The following is a 19,949-nucleotide window of genomic DNA, read 5'->3' on the forward strand; positions in this document are numbered from 1 at the left end:
CAGACGATCCTTCGTGGATCCTGTCAGTGGAGAACGCCTTCGGGACGCTGACGATCTTGGACAACCCTCCATATTTTGCCGACGGCCTTGCCTGGCGGGCCTTCGAGAAGCTCCTCGATGAGCAAGGTTTCCGTGCCTTCTACAGCGCAAAGGAGCGCCGCAAGCTCCGGCTCTGAACGCATGGCCGATCAGGGCTGCGATATGTGGGGTCTTCGCCCTGCCCGGCCATGCTTCTCCACCCTCGGTGAGACATTTCTGGTTTGCGCAGCCGAAGACATTTCAACTTGGTTGCAACACTGTCTGCCGAGGGGGCACATTCTAAACTGGGTTGCGACAAGTCCCCTATCTTGCTGGAAAGCAGGGAGAACGGACGATGGCGCACGAAGAGCTGGATCTGCGTGAGCGGCGCAGGATCTAAGACCTGCTGAACGCAAAGCTGCCGGTCAGCAGGATTGCCGCAGAGATCGGTCGGCATCGTTCGACCGTCTACCGCGAGATCAAGCGGAACTGGTTCAGCGATGAGTGCCTGCCGGGCTATGATGGCTACTACGGCGCCGCTGCGCATCGGCAGGCCACAGATCGGCGCGCCCGCCAGCGCAAGCTGATCCGGCATCCTGAGCTTCGAAATCAGGTCGTCGAGCGGATCAGGAACGGTTGGACGCCCGAGCGGATCGGCAACCGGCTGATCCAGGAAGGTGCGACGCTCCGGGTCTGCCGGGAAACGATCTACCGCTCTATCTACTCGAAGGAAGGCATGGCGCAGGAGCTTTGGTGGTACCTGCCCGAACACCGCAAGGCCCCCGGCCGCGCCGAGCGCGAAAGCGCCGGGCTCCAGAATTCGATCGTGATGTCGGTATCCTGTTCCGCCCGGATTCAGCCCGGACAACGTCGCACACCGCAGAGAATTCGGCCATTGGGAGGGTGATTTGATGCTGTTCAAACAATCGCTTGGCCAGCTCTACCGGATCTACCGTGAAGAAGGCCTGACAGTGCGCAAACGTGGCGGTCGCAAGCGCGCGATCGGAACGAGGGCGCCGATGGCGATCCCGCAGGGGCCGAACCAGCGATGGTCCCTGGACTTCGTCTCAGACAGCCTGTCGGATGGGCGCCGGTTCCGGGTGCTCTGCGTCATCGACGACTACAGCCGGGAATGCCTGGCAGCGGTCGTGGACAGCTTGCTGTCGGGGCAGCGCGTTGGCCGTGAGCTCGACAGCATCGCTCGGGTGCGCGGCTATCCATGCATGGTGGTCAGCGATAATGGGACGGAGCTGACCTCGAATGCCATTCTAAAATGGCAGGAGGATCGCAAGGTCGAGTGGCATTACATCGCGCCTGGGGAGCCCATGCAGAACGGCTTCGTCGAGAGCTTCAATGGCCGACTGCGCGACGAGTGCCTCAACGAGCACCTGTTCGCCAACCCGCGCCACGCCGGGAGCTTATCTCGGCCTGGCGCGTCGACTACAATCACCATCGCCCACATACGAGCCTCGACGGGCTCACCCCGTGGGAGCATCACCAACGGTCAGTAGAGGACCAAACCCTGAACAGAGCGAACTAAAAAACGCGGACGCCGAGGGGTGCAGGCCACCGCTCACCTCTGACGGTTACAGCGATATTGAATCAACGGTCAGACCTTCGGACAAGTCGAGTTTTTCAACGGAATAAGCCCCAAACTGCCAATGCTGCGACGGGCCCGAAAGACTGTCAAACATCCCTTTGCTGTCACTACCAGCGGAAGGGATGGCTTTTCAGCCGTTCGACACTGGCGGCGGCAACTGCGCCGCGCCGTGCACACCACTCAAACGCACTTAAACAGAAAAGCCAACTCACCAAGCTGACTCGACTGGATCATGGCCGGCTACGAAATTGGAATGGGGTCACCCGCTTCCTGCGGCTCACGAATGCACTGCGATCAGTCGGTCGGCAGCGGCCAGATCGAAGGGACGGCGATCCGGTTGCACCTGACTCGGCGCTTCCATCGTCCTCGCGCCCTTGTCAGCCTCACGAGCATCTCCACCATCCACCTTCCGCACAGCGATTGCTAGGCTCACAAGGCCCGCGGCCAAGGCGGTCGAGGCCGAGGTGCCTGCGAACCGGCAGAAAAGCGATCCGATTTCATAATGTGACTCACTTTGCTTAGGCACGTGGTCGTAGTCCGATGGGTTGTAGCCGTAGCCAGGAATCCGCGACCACGACCACGTCCGGATCGGCTTCCTCGGCGATGTATGCGATTGCGGCGAGCAAAGTCTCAGGTCTGGTTGCGGCGGGCAACGCGATTGAAATCAGTTCTACGAACGGGTTCACGCCGGCGTAGGGGAGCGCAAGGAGATCCTCAACGTCGTGCGAACAAATAGGGGTGCCCTCGTAGACAAAGGATGGAATGTGCAGCCTGATGCGGTTTGGCCTGGCTCCAATTTGGCCGGCAACGGCTGTTCAGTGAGCGCACGCGTTGGCGTGCATCGGATCAGGCGGCCCGCATAAATCGCCAAGAGCCCGCCCTTCCACCGACACGGTGAAGTCCCGGCTGGCCCCCATGTCGATGGCTGCTTCGAAGCAGGGGTGATTCCGCACGATGGGCGTGTCGACAACCACGACCCGGACGGACGCCGCATCCTTCGCTTTGTCCCAGGCTTTGCTCTCGGGCGCGAAGATCGAACCTTCAAGCACACCAAGCTCCCACAGGTGCCAGAGCGCGGGGAACTCGGGTCGAAATCCCTTTCCCCGCGGTTGATCCGCGATCGCCTTTTCAATTGTGCAGGCATCGCCGTCATAGTTCTTCGCCTCTTCGGTCATCGTCCCAGTCCCTCCCCCAGCCACTCGGCCCTTAGCCGCCGGATAAGGCAGTGAAGCTGATCACTGTCCATCGTCGAAGTAAGACTTCGCCGAGGGATGGTTACGGAGTTGTTCGGGCCGGTATGGTCGCATCTCACCAACGTGAGAAACCAGCCCAGTTTCAAAACGCTCGATGACCGAAGGATGGAGCGCAAAGACTGCGCTCACTTCGCGCGGAACCACTGGCCAGCGCCTACGGATCGGACCATATGCGAACATGAAGGCTTCCTCATGCTGCATACCGGTCGGATCCGGCATGACGTACAGCTTGTTCTCGTTGATCCGAACGTCTGGAACACATGCCTTCAGCTCCTCTAGCATCCAGCTGAGCGCGATGTCGCTAAGGCGGGACTCCGGTTCTGGGTAGCTGCCGCCAACGTCGCTGTGGCAGCCTGCGAACCAGACTTGCTTCAACCACGGCGGGGCACGGCCTTCGGTCTTCTTGGCTTCAGCCGCCATCGCCCATTTCACGCGGGGAAAGTTCTTACGCTGCTCGTCTATCGCGAGCGCATGGCGAGCATGACCGACATCAGAATCGAGCCACTGGTCGTAGTTTTCCAGATTCCACTTGGCGTAGTGGCCGTATTTCCAGATCGCAGCCCAGTCTGAGAGACGGGACAGTTTGAGCGGCCTTGTCTCGTCCGGTGAGAAGTACTTCCATTGCGACCACTTCAACTTGCCGTACCAGAACCCGATGAGGCCAAGGAGGCCGAGAAGGGGAAGGCAGACGTACCATGGCCAGGAGAACCAAAGCGACGCGCAGAAGGCGACAAACAGTGCGAACACGATGACGCCAGCAAGTAGACTCACCTGAGCGTTCCCGAGCGCAGCGACGGTGTCGAAAACGCCGATGAACGTAGGCTGGACGTTGCCCTGAAGGTCTTCATCCGCATCCGGCACGAAGCTTCTGTACTTCTGCCGGAACCGGCGGCCGAGTTCCTCGCGACGTTCGTAATAGGGCTTCTGGCCGCGCGGATAGCCGTTGCCATGATTGTAGACGAAGTTTACCGCGTCACTCGCGATCTTCCGAAGTCGCGGACCGAAGCGCGGCACCGGCGATCCGTCCGGCATCGTTGTCGGGACTCCGCAAAGGTTCATCACATTGGCAACGGCTCGAACCGTATATGCTCCTCTTGAAAACCCGAAGAGGAGGATACGGTCACCAGGTTCATAATAGGAGATGATCTTCTCGTAGCAATCGATGACGTTTTCATCGATCCCGGTGCCGACCGCGGCCGACAAGATGTTCCTGATCCGTTGGAGCGTGAGGCCTCCAACCTCACCCGCACCGAGACCTGCGTCGTAGAAACAGACCTGTTCCTTCGGATTGATCGGGGAAGACGGTCCGGGACGCATCGCGCGATACATCTTGTAGACGTTCGAGAGCCGCTGGTCGGGTCGTAGCCCACCGACTTGGCCGGTCCCATCGGAAAAGATTAGGATGTTCTTGGGCATGCGAGATGGTCTCTTGTTCGCAATTTGTTCCAGCATCTCGTAGTCAGCGCAATGCGTCAACGTTTCCCCCAAGAGTCCTCGTCGTGTGAATTTGGGCAGCTCCTGATGTTGTTCACGCAGCGAATGTCCTGTGTGGATGGCTCCCGCATAGCAAGCCGTAAATGATCTCGTGTACCTGTTCAGAAGCGGTCTTGTTTCCGGCCTGTTGACGCGGTCATTGCCGCTGGCCCTCCCTCTCGTGCATGTAAACATGCACTGCCGGGCAGTGGATGGGGTCCGCAGATCAGGGTCCTATCTGCTTCGCGGGCAATGGCGCCCGGGACACTCGTTGGAGCGTCCTGATCGTTGCGGCTGAAGGGGACACAATCGCATCGTCGGTCTTGCTATCTCGCGGGCGCGCGCCGCCTCATATGGCGTGCGGTTTGTAGGGCTCGCCGACGCGGCGGAAGAACTGCGTCACCGCCTCCGGCCCGCCGAGATGCGCGATCAGCATGTTCGCCGCCCTGTCGCGACACGCGACAGGGCGGTAGCGGTGAACCGCATGGGACCATTCCTTTCAGGATCTGCGCCAATGGCGCCTGAGTGTGACATCACATGATGTCATGCGGTCTGTATATTTCGGCCTGATCCAAGCCATCAAACGACAAATCTTATGGCCTGCCATTAGCTGACGTACGGCCATGGATCGCCCCGACCTGCCACTCAATGCCCCCCGGGTGTTCGAGGTCGCCATGCGCCAGAGCAGCTTCACCAAGGCCGCCATCGAGCTGCGCGTCACCCAGGCCGCCGTCAGCCACCAGGTCGCGCGGCTCGAGGATCTGCTGGGCGCGGCGCTGTTCCTGAGAACCTCTCAGGGGCTGGTGCCGACCGACGAGGGCCGCCTGCCCCTCCCTGTGCTCGAGCATGGGTTTGACGCCATGGCGAGGGTGCTCGACCGTCTCGGCGGGCGGCGCGACATCGAGGTGCTGACGGTTCGGTCGAGGCCGATCAGGCGCAACAGGCTCTCGACGAGCCCGGCCGTCCGCCGGAGCGCCATGCCAAACAGCACGTTCATCGAAAGGCAGGTCTGAGGGCGGCATCGCTATAGGTCCGCTGTCAGCCGCGTCTGCCTGCTCACGTATCCCAGATACCACCCTGGATTCATGAGATGACTCCCTCACAGGATGGGTGCAACAGGGCCGTCCATCTGTTCCACGCGCTGACGCTCGGACCGGACCGAGCAGAGGATTTACAACAGGCTGGCGCGGATCAAACGGTCCGGCGCAATGGAAGGACGGTCTCTAGCAGCATAAAGACGATCGAACCCGGCCTCGAGGAAATGCAGGGCATCGTTGACGACGGATCCGATCGCGCGCAGCGGATGCCGGGACGGGATGCCCCCCTCAGGATCGGAGTGGCTGAACAGCGCCCCCGTCACCTCGTCCGATCCGCGCATCGCCACCTCGGTCATACCTTGGTGGCGATGAATGGTGTTTCTCAATGCGCGTCGAGACCGGAATTTTTCAGCAGCCTGCCAGGGGCATGGCCGCGTGGAAGGGGCCGCGCCGCGAGGCCGCGACCCTTGCAGGTGTCAGGCGCGGTAGTCGCTGCCCAGCCCGTCGATGGAGCGCAGATGTGCGTCCCATTCGAGCAGCAGGTCGCCGTCTTCCTCGTTCATCTGCACGTATTGCTGGTGCACCCGCGCGGCGATGTCGTCGCCGACCAGCCGCAGCGTCTGGCCCGAGGAGGTCGCCGCGACCTGGATCTCGCAGGCGCGCTCGAGGTAGAACATGTTGTTGAACATCTCCGCCGCGCTGCGGCCGGTGGCGATGAGCCCGTGGTTGCGCAGCACCAGCACCGGGTGGGTGCCAAAATCCGCCACGATGCGCTCACGCTCTTCCAGATCGAGCGCGATGCCCTCGAAATCGTGGTAGGCGATGCGATTGTGGAACTGCAGCGAGATCTGGTTGAGCGGCAGCAGCCCCTCCTCCATGCAGGACACGGCCACGCCCGCCCGGGTGTGGGTGTGCATGATCCATGCCGCATCGTGCCGGTTCATGTGCACCGCCGAGTGAATGGTGAAGCCCGCCGGGTTCACCCGGTGCGGGCTGCCGTCGACCTTGTTGCCGTCGACGTCGATCTTGACCAGCGACGAGGCGGTGATCTCTTCCCAGCGCCAGCCGTAGGGGTTGATCAGGAAATGCCCGTCCTCGCCCGGCACCCGGGCGGTGATATGGGTGTAGATCAGGTCGGTGAACTTGTGCAGCGCCGCAAGGCGGTAGCAGGCGGCAAGCTCTTCGCGGGTCTGTTTCTCTTCGGGGGACATGGTCTCTCTCAGCGTTGGCCGACCGGCCCGCCGGCGCCCGGGGCAGGGCGTCCGGCATGGGCGGCGGCAAGGGTTTCAAGTGCCGCCTGCACCTGCGGCTCGGGCGGGCAGGCGCGACGGGTGTTCAGATCGGTGTGCAGCATGAGCGTTTCGATGGTGGCCGCAAGGCTGCCGTCTTCCTGCAGAATGCGGTGAAAGAGCTTCATCTTCTTGCCTGCCCCTTCGAGCACCTGCGTGGTCACGGTCAGCACCGCCCCCCGATGCACTTCACCAAGATACCGAATGCGGGTGTCGACGGTGAAAAAGCTCTTGCCGCTGGCGACATAGGTATCGTCGGCGCCCACCAGCTTCATCATGCCGTCGGTGGCCCAGGTGCCAAGCTCGAGATAGGCGGCCTCGTTCATGTGACCGTTATAGTCGGTCCAGGTCACCGGCACGGCGCGGCGTTGCGTGACCGGCAGCCCGTCGATCTCGCCGCCGGTGTCCAATCTCTGCTCATGCGCGGTGATCACACCCCCTGCACCGCTGCCGGTGCGGCGCAGGCCCCGCAGGATGGCGACGAGGTTGTCATCGCGCAGGGTTTCCATCTGGGCGATGGTCATATGGCCGGACTGCGCGTCCGACTGGTCGCTGATGGCCTGCACCAGCGCGGCGTCGAGATCGGGCACATCGGTGAGCCTGGACCACGGCCAGTGCAGCGAAGGGCCGAACTGCTCCATGTAGCTGGCCATGCCGGCCTCCCCGCCTGCCAGGCGATAGGTCTCGAAAAGGCCCATCTGCGCAAGTCGCAGGCCGAAGCCCATGCGCATCGCGTCGTCGATCTGCGCGGTGGTGGCGATGCCGTCCCTGATCATCCACAGCGCCTCGCGCCAGAGCGCTTCCTGAAAGCGGTTGCCGATGAAGGCATCGATCTCGGCATGCATCTCCAGCGGGGACATGCCGATGGACTTTACCACGGGCAATGCCCTGGCGCGCAGCTCCGGCGCGCCGGTGATCTCTGCAAGCGGCAAGAGGTAGACCGGGTTGAACGGATGGACCACGACCACCGGCGCGCCGTGCGCCGCAAGGTCAGACGCCTTGAAACCGGAGGTCGAGGAGGCGATGAACCCACCCTCGGGCAGACACGCGGCGATCTGGTCATAGACCTTGTGCTTCAGGTCCAGCCGCTCGGAAACGCTTTCCTGCACCCAATCGGCCCCCTGCATGGCCTCGTCAAGCGTCTCGCAGAACCTCAGCGTGCCCTCTGGCGGCAGCGCCCGATCGTAGAGCGCGGGCAGCGAGGCGCGGGCCCGGTCGAGCACCGCGCCGATCTTGCGCGCCGCCTCCGGATCGGGATCGAACACCGCGACGTTCCAGCCGTTCAGCAGGAACCGCGCCGCCCAGCCGCCGCCGATGACGCCGCCTCCGATGATGGCGGCCTTCTTCGTCGTGGGGGTCATGCAGGCACCGGCATGTCACGCTTCACGAGGCCAAGCTGGTCGCGCACCTCTTGGGGTGTCATCAGCGACGCGCCCATGTTGGCGAGGATGTTCGCCGCTTTCTCGACGAGCTGCGCATTGGTCGCCATGACACCACGTTCGAGATAGAGGTTGTCCTCGAGTCCGACCCGCACGTTGCCCCCGGCAAGGGCCGCTGCGGCCACGTAGGGCATCTCGTCCCGGCCGAGGCTGAACGCCGACCAGGTCCAGCCGGCGGGCACGTTGTTGACCATCGCCATGAAGGTGTTCATGTCCCCCGGCGCGCCCCACGGGATGCCCATGCAGAGCTGCACCAGCGCAGGATCGTCCAGCACGCCTTCCTTCACCAGCTGCTTGGCGAACCACAGGTGCCCGGTGTCGAAGGCCTCGATTTCTGGCTTCACGCCAAGCTCGGTCATCATCCGGCCCATGGCACGCAGCATCTCGGTGGTGTTGGTCATCACGTAGGTGCCATCCCCAAAGTTCATCGACCCGCAATCGAGCGTGCAGATCTCGGGAAGGCACTCGCGGATATGCGCCATGCGCTCGGTCGCGCCCGCCATGTCGGTATTGGCGGTGTCCAGCTGCATCGGGGTCTCGACATCGCCGAAGGTCAGATCGCCGCCGGTGCCTGCGGTGAGGTTCAACACGACGTCCACCTCGGACGAACGGATGCGGTCCGTCACCTCACGGAACAGCGCCACGTCACGGCAGGGCGCACCGGTCTCGGGGTCGCGGACGTGGCAATGCACCACCGCCGCGCCCGCCCTGGCCGCATCTATGGCGGCCTCGGCGATCTCGGCCGGCGAGCGCGGCACGAGCCTGCTCTTGTCCTGCGTGGCCCCTGCCCCGGTGATGGCGGCAGTGATGAAAGGCTTGCGGTTCATCTGAAGGGTCATGGGATCTCCTTACCGGCCCTTCCAGACCGGATCTCGTTTTTCGGCGAAGGCGCGGGCGCCTTCCTTCTGGTCCTCGGAGCGGTAGAGCTTTTCCACCGTCTCGAACTGGCTGGCGTTGATGCGGTTGAGGGCGTCCTGGAACTTCATGTCCTCGGCCTCGCGCGCGATCTCCTTGATCGCGGCAAAGACCAGAGGCGGGCCGGCGGCCAGCTCGTCGGCCATCTTGCGGGCCTCGGACATGAGCTCGGCGGCGGGGACGATCCGGTTGACCAGCCCCCAGCGATGCGCCTCCTCGACATCGAACCAGCGCCCGGTGAAGAGCAGCTCCATGGCGATGTGATAGGGAATGCGCTTGGGCAGCCTCAGCGTCGCCGCATCGGCCACGGTGCCCGACTTGATCTCCGGCAGGGCAAAGCTGGCGTGATCCGCGGCAAGGATGATGTCGGCGCTGATCGCAAGCTCCAGCCCGCCGCCGCAGGCGATGCCGTTCACGGCGGCGATCACCGGCTTGTTGAGCCCGCGCAACTCCTGCAACCCGCCGAAGCCGCCCTTGCCATAGTCGCCATCGGCTCCCTCGCCCTCGGCGGCGGCCTTGAGGTCCCAGCCGGGGCAGAAGAACTTCTCGCCCTGCGCGGTGAGGATCGCCACGCGCAGCTCGGGATCGTCGCGGAACTCGGTAAAGATCTCGCCCAGCTCTCGCGAGGTCGCCATGTCGATGGCATTGGCCTTGGGCCGGTTCAGCGTGACTTCGAGCACCGCGCCGCGGCGGTGGGTCAAGACGTTCTGGGTCATTCTTCCATCCTGATCAGGGCATCCGCCGCCACCGCGTCCGTCGCGCGGCAGATCAGCGGGTTGATTTCGATTTCGTGCAGCGCACCTGCGTGCTGCTGCACCAGCTTCTGAAGCGCCATGGCCGTGTCGATCACCGCCTCGATATCGGCACCGGGACGGCCCCGGTAGCCGGTCAGCAGAGGCGCGGTGCGAAGGCTTTGCAACGCCGCGCCGATGTCCTCGCGGCTGGCGGGGATCAGCACCGAGGCGGTGTCGCGGATCAGCTCGGTCATTATGCCGCCCAGCCCCAGCGTCAGCACGAAGCCATGGGCCGGGTCGCGCGTCACGCCAAGGATCAGTTCCGCCACCGTGCCGGTGATCATCTCTTCCACGAGAAAGCTCTCGGCGGGCATCTTCGCGGCGGCCTCCGCAACGGCCTGCGCGCTGGACAGGTTCAGCACCACGGCCCCGGCTTCGGTCTTGTGGGCGATGCCCTCGCCCTTGAGCACCACCGGGAAGCCGATCTGCGTTGCGGTTTCTGCGGCCTGCCCGGCCTCACCGGCGCGTCCCGAACCGGGAACGCGCACACCGAACGTTTGCAGCAGCGCCTTGGCCTCGGCCTCGGAGAACACCCGCGCTGCGCCGTGGCCATTCACCGGCAGGGTCACGGGATCGGGGCGCGCATTGCGTCGCCCCGGCACGGTGACGGCGGCCCGGATCGCACGCAGCGCGTCGCCCATGCCGCAAAGCGGGACGATGCCCATCTCGAGCGCCTTCATCGCCACTGGCTCCGGCAGCCCCTCGGAGAGTAGCGAGACCAGCGCCATCGGTGTGCCCGTCGCCTCGCGGGTCCGCGCGACGGCGCGCAGGACCTGATCGTAGTCGGGCGCCTCGAACCGGTCGTTGCGGGGGTAGTCCACCACGACGCAGCCAAGGCCGAGCTCCGACGTGCAGAGCGCGGTGAAGGTCGCCGTCAGCGCGTCTTCGTCGCCCCAGATATAGGTGTTGTAATCCAGTGGATTGGCGAGCGCGACCTTGGGGCCGAGCGCCGCGCGCAGGCCGGTTTTCTGCGTATCGGTCAGGGCCGGATAGGTGACCCCCGCGATTTCGCCCATATCCGCCATCAACGACGCCTCGCCTCCGGAACAGGAGGCCGAGGCGATGCGCGCAGAACGCAAGCCCCCGGTGACATGCAGGATCTTCAGCGTCTCGACCAGCTCGGTCGGCGTGTCGACCTGTGCGATGTCCAGCCGCCGCAAGAGCGCCCGGGCGCCCGCGTCCGAGCCGGTAAGCGAGGCCGTGTGCGACACTGCCGCAGCCTGCGCCTGCTCGGACGCACCGACGCGCAGGGCGACAATGGGCTTGCCCAGCTCGGCGGCACGGTCCGCCAGCGCCTCGAAGGCAGGCAGATCGCTGATCCCTTCGATGTGCAGGCCAAGCGCTGTGATGCGCGGATCTTCAAGCAGCGCAATGCCGAGGTCCGACATCGAGGTCTGCGCCTGATTGCCCGCCGCGACCACGGCGGCGAGCGGCAAGCCGCGGCGCTGCATGGTCAGGTTGATGAGCACGTTGGAGGACTGGCCGATCACGGCCACGCCGGTCTCGACCGGTGACATGCCGTGCCGGTCGGGCCAGAGCGCCACGCCATCCAGCGCATTGACGATGCCATAGCAGTTCGGCCCCAGAACCCGCATATCTCCCGCCGCTTCGACCAGCTGCGCTTGCAGCGCATCGCCATCGGCAAGCTCGGAAACCGCCTCCGAGAAGCCGGCGGCGAAACACACCGCACCACCGCATCCCATGGCGGAAAGCTCGCGCGCCATGGTCACCGTCAGCTCCCGGTTGACGCCGATGAAGGCCGCATCGGGCACCGCCGGCAAGGAGACGAGGTCCGGATAGGCGGGCAACCCGCCAACCTCGGATTTCTTCGGATGCACGGGCCATATCGGCCCGGTGAAGCCGGTGGCACGGCACTGGCGCACCACCGCCTCGCACCAGGCGCCGCCACCGATCACGGCGACGGCCTTCGGCGAGAAGAACCGGCTCAGCGGCGACATGGCTCAGGCTCCCAGCGGCCGGAAGATCTCCCGGCTGATGATGTGGCGCTGGATCTCGGACGTGCCGTCCCAGATGCGCTCCACCCTCGCATCGCGCCAGAAGCGTTCGATCGGCAACTCGTCCATCAGCCCCATGCCGCCGTGAATCTGCAGCGCGGCGTCGGTGACGCGGGCAAGCATTTCCGAGGCATAGAGCTTGGCCGAGGCGATCTCGCGGTTTGCGGGCAGCCCCTGGTCGAGACGCCATGCGGAGGCGAGGGTCAGCCAGTCGGCGGCGTCGATCTCGGTGATCATGTCGGCGATCTGGAAGCTCACGCCCTGGAACTTGCCGATGGGCTGGCCGAACTGCTTGCGTTCGGCGGCGTATGCGACGGCGTGGTCATAGACCCGGCGCGCGCGACCGACCGAGTTCGTCGCGACGGTGATGCGCGTGGCATAGAGCCATTCGTTCATCACATCGAAGCCGCCGTCGACCTCGCCCAGCACCTGCGCATCCGAAAGACGGCAGTTGTCGAAATAGAGGATGCTGTTCTGGTAGCCCCGGTGCGACACGGAATTGTAGCCGCGCGCGATCTCGAAGCCGGGCGTGCCGCGGTCGACGAGGAAGCAGGTGATGCGCTTTTTCGGGCCGCGCGGGGTCTCGTCGACACCGGTGGCGACGAAGACGATGACGAAGTCCGCGTGCTCTGCGCCGGAGATGAAGTGCTTGGAGCCGTTCACCACCCAGTCGCCGCCGTCGCGCACGGCCTGACATTTCATGCCGCGCACATCCGAGCCGGCATCGGGCTCGGTCATCGCCAGAGCATCCATCTTCTCGCCGCGCACCGCGGGCATCAGGTACTTCTCGACCTGTTCCCCCTCGCAGGCCATCAGGATGTTCTGCGGCCGTCCGAAGAAATGCGTCAGCGCCATCGAGCCGCGGCCAAGCTCGCGCTCGACCAGCGCGAAATCGACATGGGACAGGCCCGGGCCGCCAACGCTCTCGGGGAAGTTCGAGGCGTAAAAGCCCAGATCGAGGCACTTTTGCTTGATGTTCTGCGCAATCTCGGCGGGCACCTCGCCGGCGCGTTCGACAAGCGCCTCGTGCGGGTAGATCTCCTTCTCGACGAAGCTGCGCACGGTGGAGACGATCATCTCCTGTTCTTCGGTCAGTCCAAAATGCATGAGTCACACTTTTCTTTTGTGCGGAAGTTCCGGGTGGGTTCGGTCCGCGCCCGGGCTGCGGGCGCGGGACTGGGGCGGGATCAGCGCGAGCGTTCCTTGCGCATCAGCATCGCGGCGCGGATGACGACCAGCAGGGTCACCACGCAGATCAGCAGCACCGAAAGCGCGGCGATCGAAGGATCGACGTTGTCACGCAGTCCCATCCACATGCGGCGCGGCAGGGTGATCGTCTCGACCGAGGTGACGAAGAGCGTCACGCCGATCTCGTCCCAGCTGAGCAGGAAGCACAGGAAGAACGCACCGATCAGGCCGAAGCGGATGTTGGGCAGGATCACCCCGACGACGCGGGTCGGCACGCTGGCCCCCATCGACTGGGCGGCGAGGTCCATGCGACGATCAAGCTGGCTGAGCGAGACCATGACGACGACGACCGCATAGGGAATGACCATGACCATGTGCGCCAGCACCACGCCGCCAAGCTTGTCGTAGGCGATGATGTCGTTCCAGCGGGCCATCTGGTTGAGGAAGAAGTACAGCGTCAGCGAAGACACCACGGGCGGCGCGACCATCGGCAGCAGCACGAAGCCGGTCATCAGCCCCGCACCGCGCGGGCGCAGCATCCAGATGCCGATGCAGAAGGCCGCCGCCAGCGCCACCGCGAGAAGGCTGGCCAGCACGCCGACCTGCAGCGATGTCAGCAGGCTCTGGCCCCACTCGGGATCCTCGAACAGCGCGGCATAGTGCCGCCAGGACCAGTCGCCGTTCGGCAGCGACAGGTAGCGCCGCGAGGTGAAGCTGACGGGCACCACGGCGATCAGCGGCATCAGCAGGAACACCGCGACGAGGCCCGAAAGAAGCGTGGCGATGATGCCGGGACGAAGCCTGTTCATTTCGCCATCTCCCCGTAGCGCCGCATCAGCACGTAGAGGATGCCCCCGACCCCGAGCATCAGCACCACGCTCATCGCGGCGGCCATGCCCCATTGCGGGATCTGGAAGATCCAGAGGTAGATCAGTTCGGCCACCAGCACCGACTGTCCGCCGCCCAGCAGCGCAGGGGTCACGTAAAAGCCGATCGAGAAGACGAAGACGAGCAGGGTCGCGCCCATGATGCCGCTGGCGGTCATCGGCAGGAACACCTGCCAGAAGATCCGCAGCCGCGTGGCGCCCATGCCGTCGGCGGCGGTCAGCACGCGCTCATCGACATTGCGCATGGCGGTTGCCAGCGGAAAGACCGCGAAAGGGATCAGGTAGTGCGACATGCCGACGACCACGGCGAACTCGTTGCGGGTCATCTGGATGGCGCTGTCGATCAGCCCCATGTCCTGCAACCACGTGTTCAGCAGGCCACGGTTGGACAGCATCGACAGCCAGCCGAACGCGCGGCTGAGCACCGAGATCCAGAACGGGATCATGATGCACAGCTCGGTGATCGAGCGCACCAGCGGCGAGCCCCGCACCCAGAGCAATGTGATGACATAGGCGCAGCTCACCGACACGGCCGTGACCATCACGCATAGGCGCAATGTCCGCCAGATTACGCCAGTCGGCAGATCCTCGGTCAGCACGCGGCTGTACTGGGCCAGCCCCGGATCGGGGTCGGTGAAGCTCAGCTGCACGATCCCCAGGAACGGCAGCAGGTAGCTGGCTCCGAGGAACAGCAGCACTGGACAGATGAGAAAGAGAAAGGCGCGCATGGGGTCTCCGGTCCGCCGCCCCGACAAGGGGGCGGCGGTCATTGAAAATCAGGCGGAGGTGTCGATCAGGCCGAGATGATCTGAAGATAGGCGTCGAGCGCGGCGCCGTAGTTCTCTTCGTACCAGTCGGTATCCAGGGCGACCTGTTTCGGCAGGTTCTCAGGGTCCATCGCGTTGAAGCGGCGCTCGTCTTCGGGGATCAGCGCGTCGGCGGCGGGGTTCGACGGCGCGTTCCCCAGCATCTGGAACAGCACGACCTGGCGCTCTGGCTCCTGCGTGGCGGCGATGTAGCGCATCGCGGCCTCGGTGCCGCCGGGGTTGTCCTTGAGCACGCCGATGCCGCCCGGGCCGATGATGCCGTCCTGCCAGGTGAAGGTGATCTCGCCCTCGGTATCCTTGTGAAGCAGGCTCGCGCGGGTGTTCCAGATCAGCGCCATCGACACGTCGCCGTTCAGCAGCAGCGACTGGCTTTCGGCACCGCCGCCCCAGAAGGCGCCGATGTGTTCCTTGAAGCCTTCGATCTTGGCATGGGCACGCTCGAGGTCGAGCGGGTAGAGATCCTCCGGCGCCACGCCATCGGCCAGCAGAGCCGCTTCCCACATGCCCGCGCCCCACTTGTACATGGACCGCTTGCCGGGGAACTTCTCGGTGTCGAAGAAATCGGCGATGGAGGTGGGCGGCTCGTCGAAGCGCGTCGCATCGTAGGCGATGACGTAGCTGTAGAAATAGCAGGACGAGCTGTATTCCCAGCCGAAGCCCTCACGCTGCTTTGCCTCGTCAACGATGTCATAGTTGATGGGCTCCATGAGCCCCTTGCGCCCCAGCGCCTGCGACGAAAACGGGTCCGCGTCCACAAGGTCCCAGGTCGGGTTGCCGCCCTGCACCTGTGCGGTGATCGCGCCCTCGGTCGGGCCGGAGCCGTCATAGAGCACCTCGATACCGGTCTCTTCGGTGAACGGTGTACCGAAGGCTTCGTCCATCGCATCGAGCGCATCGCCGCCCCAGTTGACGAAGACCAGCCGGCCCTCCTGCGCCTTCGCCGCGCCCGCGCCAAGCGCGGTGGTGCCCATCAGAGCCGCAAAGCCCTGCAGCATCTGGCGGCGCGAGATTTGCCCCTTGGCGGCGCGTTCTTTCAGGATCTCCGCGAGGTCGTTCTGAAAATGAGTGTTCATGAGTCTCACCTGTTGGTTTTTTTGAATGGGTCTTGTCGTCCCGAAGCGACCTGCGCCGCGGGTCGGGGAATTGTCGTGTAACCGACGTCAGATGGCGAAGCTGTCAGGGGTGTTCCAGGCCACCCGCAGCTCGGTGCCCGCAGCGGGCGGCGGCACTCCGGGACCGTTGTCGAAATAGAGCATCAGCTCTTCACCCGCCCGGGTCTCCAGCAGCAGCCGGGATTTCGATCCGAGATAGACCCGGTCGCGCACCGTGGCAGGCAGTTGGTTGGCGTCAGTGTCGGTGGCAAGGCGCATGTGCTCGGGGCGGATCGCCAGCGTGTCGAAGGCCGCCGCATTGGTGGGCAGCTCGATCGGCGCGTCGGACAGACCCGCAAGCGACAGGATGTTGATGTCGCCGAGGAATTCCGCGGTGAAGCGGTTGGCGGGGCGTTCGTAGACCTCGGCCGGTGTGCCGATCTGTTGCAGCGCGCCCTGATTGAAGATCGCCACGCGGGACGACAGGGCCAGCGCCTCTTCCTGGTCATGGGTGACGAAGACGAAGGTTGTGCCCAGCTCGCGGTGCAGGCGGCGCAGCTCTTCCTGCATCTGCCCGCGCAAGTTCTTGTCGAGCGCCGAGAACGGCTCGTCGAGCAGCAGCACCTTGGGCTCGTAGGCCAGCGCCCGAGCCAGTGCGACCCGCTGCTGCTGCCCGCCCGAAAGCGCCTTGGGCTTCTTGTCGGCGTGACCGTCGAGGCCGACCATCTCGACCATCTGCGCGACACGGTCGACAATCTGTGCCTTGCTGCGTTTCTGCACCTTCAGCGGGAAGGCGATGTTCTCGGCCACGGTGAGATGCGGGAACAGGGCATAGCCCTGGAACACCATGCCGAAGCCGCGCTGGTTGGCCGACCAGGTGGTCATGTCCTGCCCGTCGAGACGCAGCTGGCCCGACGTCACCGGCTCGTATCCGCCAAGCATCATGAGGAAGGTGGTCTTGCCCGAACCCGATGGGCCGAGCAGGGAGAGAAACTCGCCCTCCGAGACCCCGAGGGAAACATCCCGCAAAGCGTGGAACTTCCCGTATTTCTTTCCGACCGAACGTGCTTCGATCTGCGTTGTGTCTGACACAATCGCCTCGCTCTTCATTCCTGTCCGTTGTGCCCCAAGGGTGCGGAGAGCAGAGGTGAACTGCAAATGAAACTTATTCAGATGCGTGACAAACGTCTTTTGTCATGGCCTTCTGGATGAGCTTAGCCTGCTAAATTCAATCTTTGATTTCAGCCACTTATGGAACTCTTCAACAATGGGATTTTCGATATTTTCCTTGGGCGTGCAAATGAAATAACCGGTGTCCGCGTGCAAAGAAGCCGAAAACGGCCGCATCAGACGCCCTTCGCGCAGGTCTTTTCCCCAAAGAACCGTGTCGCCGATGGCGATCCCCTCCCCCGCCAGAACCGCCGTATGGACGATGTTCATGTCCGAGTAGCAGATGCCGCGCCGGGCATCCTCGGACGGCAGCCCCGAGAGGGCCATCCAATCCTCCCAATCGGTGAAATCGGTGATGTGCAAAAGTGTCGCCTGCTGCAAGATGCGCAAGTCGTTGAAGCTCTCGAACCGGCTGAGATAGGCAGGGCTGCAGAGGGGCGTGAACTCAACCGCGAACAATGGCTCCGTCCTGAGGTTGGCGCGCGGCTCGTGCCCGAAGGTGATGAAGGTGTCGATCTCGGGATTGGTGGTCTCTGCCATCTTGTGGGAGCTCAGGACGGTTACCACCACGTCGGGATGCTCGGCGATGAAATCGCCCAGATGCAGGCACAGCCAGCCATCGGCAAAGCCGGGTGTGGCGCTGATCGTCAGCGAGCCGGTCAGCCCCTCCTGCGCCACCCGCGCGGTGGAGGTGGCGATCATGCTGAGCGCACGGCGCACGTCCTCGGCATATGCAAGGGCGCGGGGCGTGATCTCGGACTTGTTGCCGCTGCGTTCGACGATCTTGAAGCCGAGATCGGCCTCGAGCAGCCGCAACTGGTGACTGATCGCGCTGCGCGTGACGTTCAGCTCGGCTGCGGCGCGCCAGAGGGCGCCGTTGCGGGCGACGCTCTCGATGGCACGCAGCGCCTGAATGGAAGGGTAGCGTTTGATGGCAGGCCTCGCGCGTGGATGCCACCGCTGGATACACCGGCGGGGGCCTGCATGCGAGCGCTCAGAGCGCAGGGAGCTGCGACTTGAGAAAGTCGAAGTGCCGTTCTGCCATTCCGGCATAGGCCCGCCAGCCATCGGCGGTGTTCTGCGCCACCGCATCCGAGAGCACCGCCAGCGGTGCCCCCGTTGACCGGGCTAGGATCAGCGTCTGCGCCGCCTTCTCGAAGAAGTAGAGATCCTCGAAGGCCGCCGCGACGGTCTCGCCCGTCACTGTGACGCCGTGGTTGCCCATCACCAGCACGCTTTTGTCGCCCAGCGAGTCCGCCAGCCGCTCGCCTTCCTCCTCGGCGTCGGCGATGCCGCCGAAGTCGAGATCATAAGCGGTGCGCCCGTAGAACCGCGCGGTGTTGTTGTCGATCGGCACGATGGTCGGGTCCTTCAGGCAGGCCAGCGCCGTGGCGTAAGGCGAATGCGCGTGCAGGATCACCCTTGCCTCCGGTTTCTTGCGGTGCAGCGTGCCATGCACGCACCAGGCGGACGCGTCGGGCGTGCCCTCCCCCTCGATCACCCGCCCGTCGCGGGCGTCGATGCGCAGCAGATCCTGGGGGCGGATCGACGCGAAATGCTGCCAGCAGGGATTCAGCAGAAACTCGTGCTCACTGACGGCCGCGCTGAAATGGTTGCCGACCGACTCGCTCCAGCCCATCTGGTGGCAGATGCGGAAGGCGGCCGAGAGATCCTGGCGCAGGGCGGCAGTCTCCCCGGCGCTCCCGGTCATCTGGGTCAGGTCCTTCATTTGAAACGCCCCTCGCTCACCAGTGCGCGGTAGGTGGAGCGCATCTCGGCCCGGTCGGTGTAAGTGCCGCGCAGGTAGCGGTCGCCGCTTTCGGCGGTATAGGCCGCGCGGCCATGCACGATGCGGTGGTTGTCGAAGACCATGCATTCGCCCGCCTTCATCAGGAAGGTCATCATGTACTTCTCTTCCTGCAGCATCTTCCCGAAGCGGCAGAACGCCGGATACCAGCGGTCAAGCAGCTCTTGATCCAGGTCCGAGATGTCGAGCATGTGCTGGCTGATGGTCAGACCGGACACCTCTCCGTGCTGATCCAGTTCGATGATCGTCTGGCGCGAGCGCATGTCATAGGTGTCGTGCTCGCAGAAGAAGGGCACCTTGGTTTCCGCGAGCAGCTTGAACCCCTCGGGATCACGCGCGCGAAAATCGTTCGCCACCGCAACGCCGTCGGCATAGAGGCTGTAGCCGCCCTCGACCGTGTTGGCGCGGCAGTGCAGGAACTGCACGCCGGGGGCATGTTCTTCGGCGGGGGTGTCGGTGTGCAGCTCCAGCGCCGAGGCGGTGTAGGCGGTGTTGGTCGGGTTGATGTGGGTCTTCACGTCGAAGTAATCGCCGAAGAAGGTCGGGCGGACTCGTCCGATCATCTCGGCGGTCTCGGTGAGACCCTCATCGCTGTCCGGCATGTCGGTGAGGATCACGAAGCCCTTGACCAGCATCGCCTCGATCCACTTGGCGCGCAGCTCCGGATCGGCCTTGAGCGCGGGCTGGCTGAAGCGCGGCACGTTCGGGTAATGGTCGCCGTACCACGCCTCGCGGGCGAGGTCGGCGGGATCGGCGCGGCGCTGCGGGGTCTTGTAGGCCTCGAGCCATGCCAGCGGGAAACGGGTCACGTGGTCTTCGCTGTCCCAGGTGATTTCCAGAACATCGCCAGTGACTTCGGCGGTCTTCGCCTTGGGGGCGGCCTCGAGATGAAAGATGTCGAAGCTGCGCTCGCGTGTGGTGCTGCTGAACGAGCTGGGGCAGTTGTCGCGCAGCCAGTGATAGTTAAAGTAATGAGATTTCCCGTCGGAGAGAAGGAGCTTCAGCCCGTTGTCCTCAAGGACCGGATCAGCCACGGTGGAGGTCATGACATTCATGCGCGTTTCCAGTTTATTGGAGTGAGTGGGGAGATTTCTGCGAAGAAACATTTCACGTCTTCCTTTCCGCCAAAAGCCGGATTAGCGTGAA

General features: G+C 64.2%; 15 protein-coding genes and 4 pseudogenes. 2 read left to right on the top strand and 17 right to left on the bottom strand.

Going from position 1 to position 19,949, the window contains the following annotated elements:
• The first annotated feature begins 421 nt into the window (after positions 1-421).
• Positions 422-1,558 (top strand): annotated as a pseudogene (locus tag BLQ77_RS29990) (IS3 family transposase).
• An 875-nt stretch (positions 1,559-2,433) separates the two neighbouring features.
• Here BLQ77_RS29990 and BLQ77_RS26290 read toward each other — a convergent pair.
• Together BLQ77_RS26290 and BLQ77_RS26295 are read right to left on the bottom strand one after the other, a co-directional pair.
• The gene (locus tag BLQ77_RS26290; protein ID WP_089964073.1) at positions 2,434-2,793 is read right to left on the bottom strand and encodes a hypothetical protein; all 360 of its coding nucleotides are present in this window, start codon (positions 2,791-2,793) and stop codon (positions 2,434-2,436) included.
• 60 nt (positions 2,794-2,853) lie between these two features.
• Positions 2,854-4,287: a T6SS phospholipase effector Tle1-like catalytic domain-containing protein gene (locus BLQ77_RS26295; protein WP_089964074.1), complete on the bottom strand. Its 1,434-nt coding sequence runs from the start codon at positions 4,285-4,287 to the stop codon at positions 2,854-2,856.
• Between the two features lie 680 nt (positions 4,288-4,967).
• Between BLQ77_RS26295 and BLQ77_RS26300 the strand changes: the two are divergent.
• A pseudogene (locus BLQ77_RS26300) lies at positions 4,968-5,156 on the top strand (LysR family transcriptional regulator); the annotation flags it as partial.
• Between the two features lie 77 nt (positions 5,157-5,233).
• Here the strand turns inward: BLQ77_RS26300 and BLQ77_RS26305 are convergent.
• From BLQ77_RS26305 to BLQ77_RS26375, 15 genes and pseudogenes are all read right to left on the bottom strand, one after another.
• Positions 5,234-5,382: pseudogene (locus BLQ77_RS26305) on the bottom strand (transposase); the annotation flags it as partial.
• Between the two features lie 136 nt (positions 5,383-5,518).
• Positions 5,519-5,722 (bottom strand): annotated as a pseudogene (locus tag BLQ77_RS26310) (transposase); the annotation flags it as partial.
• Positions 5,723-5,857: 135 nt separating this feature from the next.
• Positions 5,858-6,592, bottom strand: a complete 735-nt coding sequence (locus BLQ77_RS26315; RefSeq protein WP_089964075.1) for a class II aldolase/adducin family protein — start codon at positions 6,590-6,592, stop codon at positions 5,858-5,860.
• Between the two features lie 8 nt (positions 6,593-6,600).
• Positions 6,601-8,031, bottom strand: a complete 1,431-nt coding sequence (locus BLQ77_RS26320) for a carnitine 3-dehydrogenase (RefSeq protein ID WP_089964076.1) — start codon at positions 8,029-8,031, stop codon at positions 6,601-6,603.
• Positions 8,028-8,948, bottom strand: coding sequence for a 3-dehydrocarnitine:acetyl-CoA trimethylamine transferase BcoG (bcoG, locus tag BLQ77_RS26325; RefSeq protein WP_089964077.1), 921 nt, complete (start codon positions 8,946-8,948; stop codon positions 8,028-8,030). Before bcoG ends, BLQ77_RS26320 begins: the two co-directional genes overlap by 4 nt.
• 9 nt (positions 8,949-8,957) lie before the next feature.
• Complete coding sequence (locus BLQ77_RS26330; RefSeq protein ID WP_089964078.1) at positions 8,958-9,740, bottom strand: carnitinyl-CoA dehydratase; 783 nt, start codon at positions 9,738-9,740, stop codon at positions 8,958-8,960.
• Entirely contained in the window at positions 9,737-11,776 is a 2,040-nt protein-coding gene (locus BLQ77_RS26335) for an acetate--CoA ligase family protein (protein WP_089964079.1), read from the bottom strand. Before BLQ77_RS26335 ends, BLQ77_RS26330 begins: the two co-directional genes overlap by 4 nt.
• 3 nt (positions 11,777-11,779) lie before the next feature.
• Complete coding sequence (locus BLQ77_RS26340; RefSeq protein ID WP_089964080.1) at positions 11,780-12,940, bottom strand: acyl-CoA dehydrogenase family protein; 1,161 nt, start codon at positions 12,938-12,940, stop codon at positions 11,780-11,782.
• A gap of 80 nt (positions 12,941-13,020) precedes the next feature.
• A complete protein-coding gene (locus tag BLQ77_RS26345; RefSeq protein ID WP_008887493.1) occupies positions 13,021-13,830 on the bottom strand; it encodes an ABC transporter permease in 810 nt (269 codons plus the stop codon).
• Positions 13,827-14,636 carry an ABC transporter permease gene (locus BLQ77_RS26350; RefSeq protein WP_008887463.1) on the bottom strand — a complete coding sequence of 270 codons (810 nt, stop codon included), beginning with the start codon at positions 14,634-14,636 and terminating at the stop codon, positions 13,827-13,829. The genes BLQ77_RS26345 and BLQ77_RS26350 overlap by 4 nt, the downstream gene beginning before the upstream one ends.
• A gap of 65 nt (positions 14,637-14,701) precedes the next feature.
• On the bottom strand, positions 14,702-15,808 hold the full coding sequence (locus BLQ77_RS26355; protein WP_089964081.1) for an ABC transporter substrate-binding protein: 1,107 nt from the start codon (positions 15,806-15,808) through the stop codon (positions 14,702-14,704).
• 87 nt (positions 15,809-15,895) lie between these two features.
• Positions 15,896-16,855, bottom strand: a complete 960-nt coding sequence (locus tag BLQ77_RS26360) for an ABC transporter ATP-binding protein (protein ID WP_242661877.1) — start codon at positions 16,853-16,855, stop codon at positions 15,896-15,898.
• A 165-nt stretch (positions 16,856-17,020) separates the two neighbouring features.
• Complete coding sequence (locus BLQ77_RS26365; protein ID WP_242661878.1) at positions 17,021-18,064, bottom strand: LysR substrate-binding domain-containing protein; 1,044 nt, start codon at positions 18,062-18,064, stop codon at positions 17,021-17,023.
• Positions 17,991-18,725, bottom strand: a complete 735-nt coding sequence (locus tag BLQ77_RS26370) for a class II aldolase/adducin family protein (RefSeq protein ID WP_089964082.1) — start codon at positions 18,723-18,725, stop codon at positions 17,991-17,993. Before BLQ77_RS26370 ends, BLQ77_RS26365 begins: the two co-directional genes overlap by 74 nt.
• On the bottom strand, positions 18,722-19,858 hold the full coding sequence (locus BLQ77_RS26375; protein ID WP_008887405.1) for a TauD/TfdA family dioxygenase: 1,137 nt from the start codon (positions 19,856-19,858) through the stop codon (positions 18,722-18,724). The genes BLQ77_RS26370 and BLQ77_RS26375 overlap by 4 nt, the downstream gene beginning before the upstream one ends.
• Between the last annotated feature and the right edge of the window lie 91 nt (positions 19,859-19,949).

Origin of the sequence: Salipiger thiooxidans, assembly GCF_900102075.1 — a bacterium.
In the GTDB taxonomy this organism is placed as follows: Bacteria; Pseudomonadota; Alphaproteobacteria; order Rhodobacterales; family Rhodobacteraceae; genus Salipiger; species Salipiger thiooxidans.

Coding starts and splice junctions, on each gene's coding strand:
- BLQ77_RS26290 (WP_089964073.1), bottom strand. CDS start 2,793: ATGACCGAAGAGGCGAAGAACTATGACGGCGATGCCTGCACAATTGAA.
- BLQ77_RS26295 (WP_089964074.1), bottom strand. CDS start 4,287: ATGCCCAAGAACATCCTAATCTTTTCCGATGGGACCGGCCAAGTCGGT.
- BLQ77_RS26315 (WP_089964075.1), bottom strand. CDS start 6,592: ATGTCCCCCGAAGAGAAACAGACCCGCGAAGAGCTTGCCGCCTGCTAC.
- BLQ77_RS26320 (WP_089964076.1), bottom strand. CDS start 8,031: ATGACCCCCACGACGAAGAAGGCCGCCATCATCGGAGGCGGCGTCATC.
- bcoG (WP_089964077.1), bottom strand. CDS start 8,948: ATGACCCTTCAGATGAACCGCAAGCCTTTCATCACTGCCGCCATCACC.
- BLQ77_RS26330 (WP_089964078.1), bottom strand. CDS start 9,740: ATGACCCAGAACGTCTTGACCCACCGCCGCGGCGCGGTGCTCGAAGTC.
- BLQ77_RS26335 (WP_089964079.1), bottom strand. CDS start 11,776: ATGTCGCCGCTGAGCCGGTTCTTCTCGCCGAAGGCCGTCGCCGTGATC.
- BLQ77_RS26340 (WP_089964080.1), bottom strand. CDS start 12,940: ATGCATTTTGGACTGACCGAAGAACAGGAGATGATCGTCTCCACCGTG.
- BLQ77_RS26345 (WP_008887493.1), bottom strand. CDS start 13,830: ATGAACAGGCTTCGTCCCGGCATCATCGCCACGCTTCTTTCGGGCCTC.
- BLQ77_RS26350 (WP_008887463.1), bottom strand. CDS start 14,636: ATGCGCGCCTTTCTCTTTCTCATCTGTCCAGTGCTGCTGTTCCTCGGA.
- BLQ77_RS26355 (WP_089964081.1), bottom strand. CDS start 15,808: ATGAACACTCATTTTCAGAACGACCTCGCGGAGATCCTGAAAGAACGC.
- BLQ77_RS26365 (WP_242661878.1), bottom strand. CDS start 18,064: ATGGCTGGCGGGCCTATGCCGGAATGGCAGAACGGCACTTCGACTTTC.
- BLQ77_RS26370 (WP_089964082.1), bottom strand. CDS start 18,725: ATGAAGGACCTGACCCAGATGACCGGGAGCGCCGGGGAGACTGCCGCC.
- BLQ77_RS26375 (WP_008887405.1), bottom strand. CDS start 19,858: ATGAATGTCATGACCTCCACCGTGGCTGATCCGGTCCTTGAGGACAAC.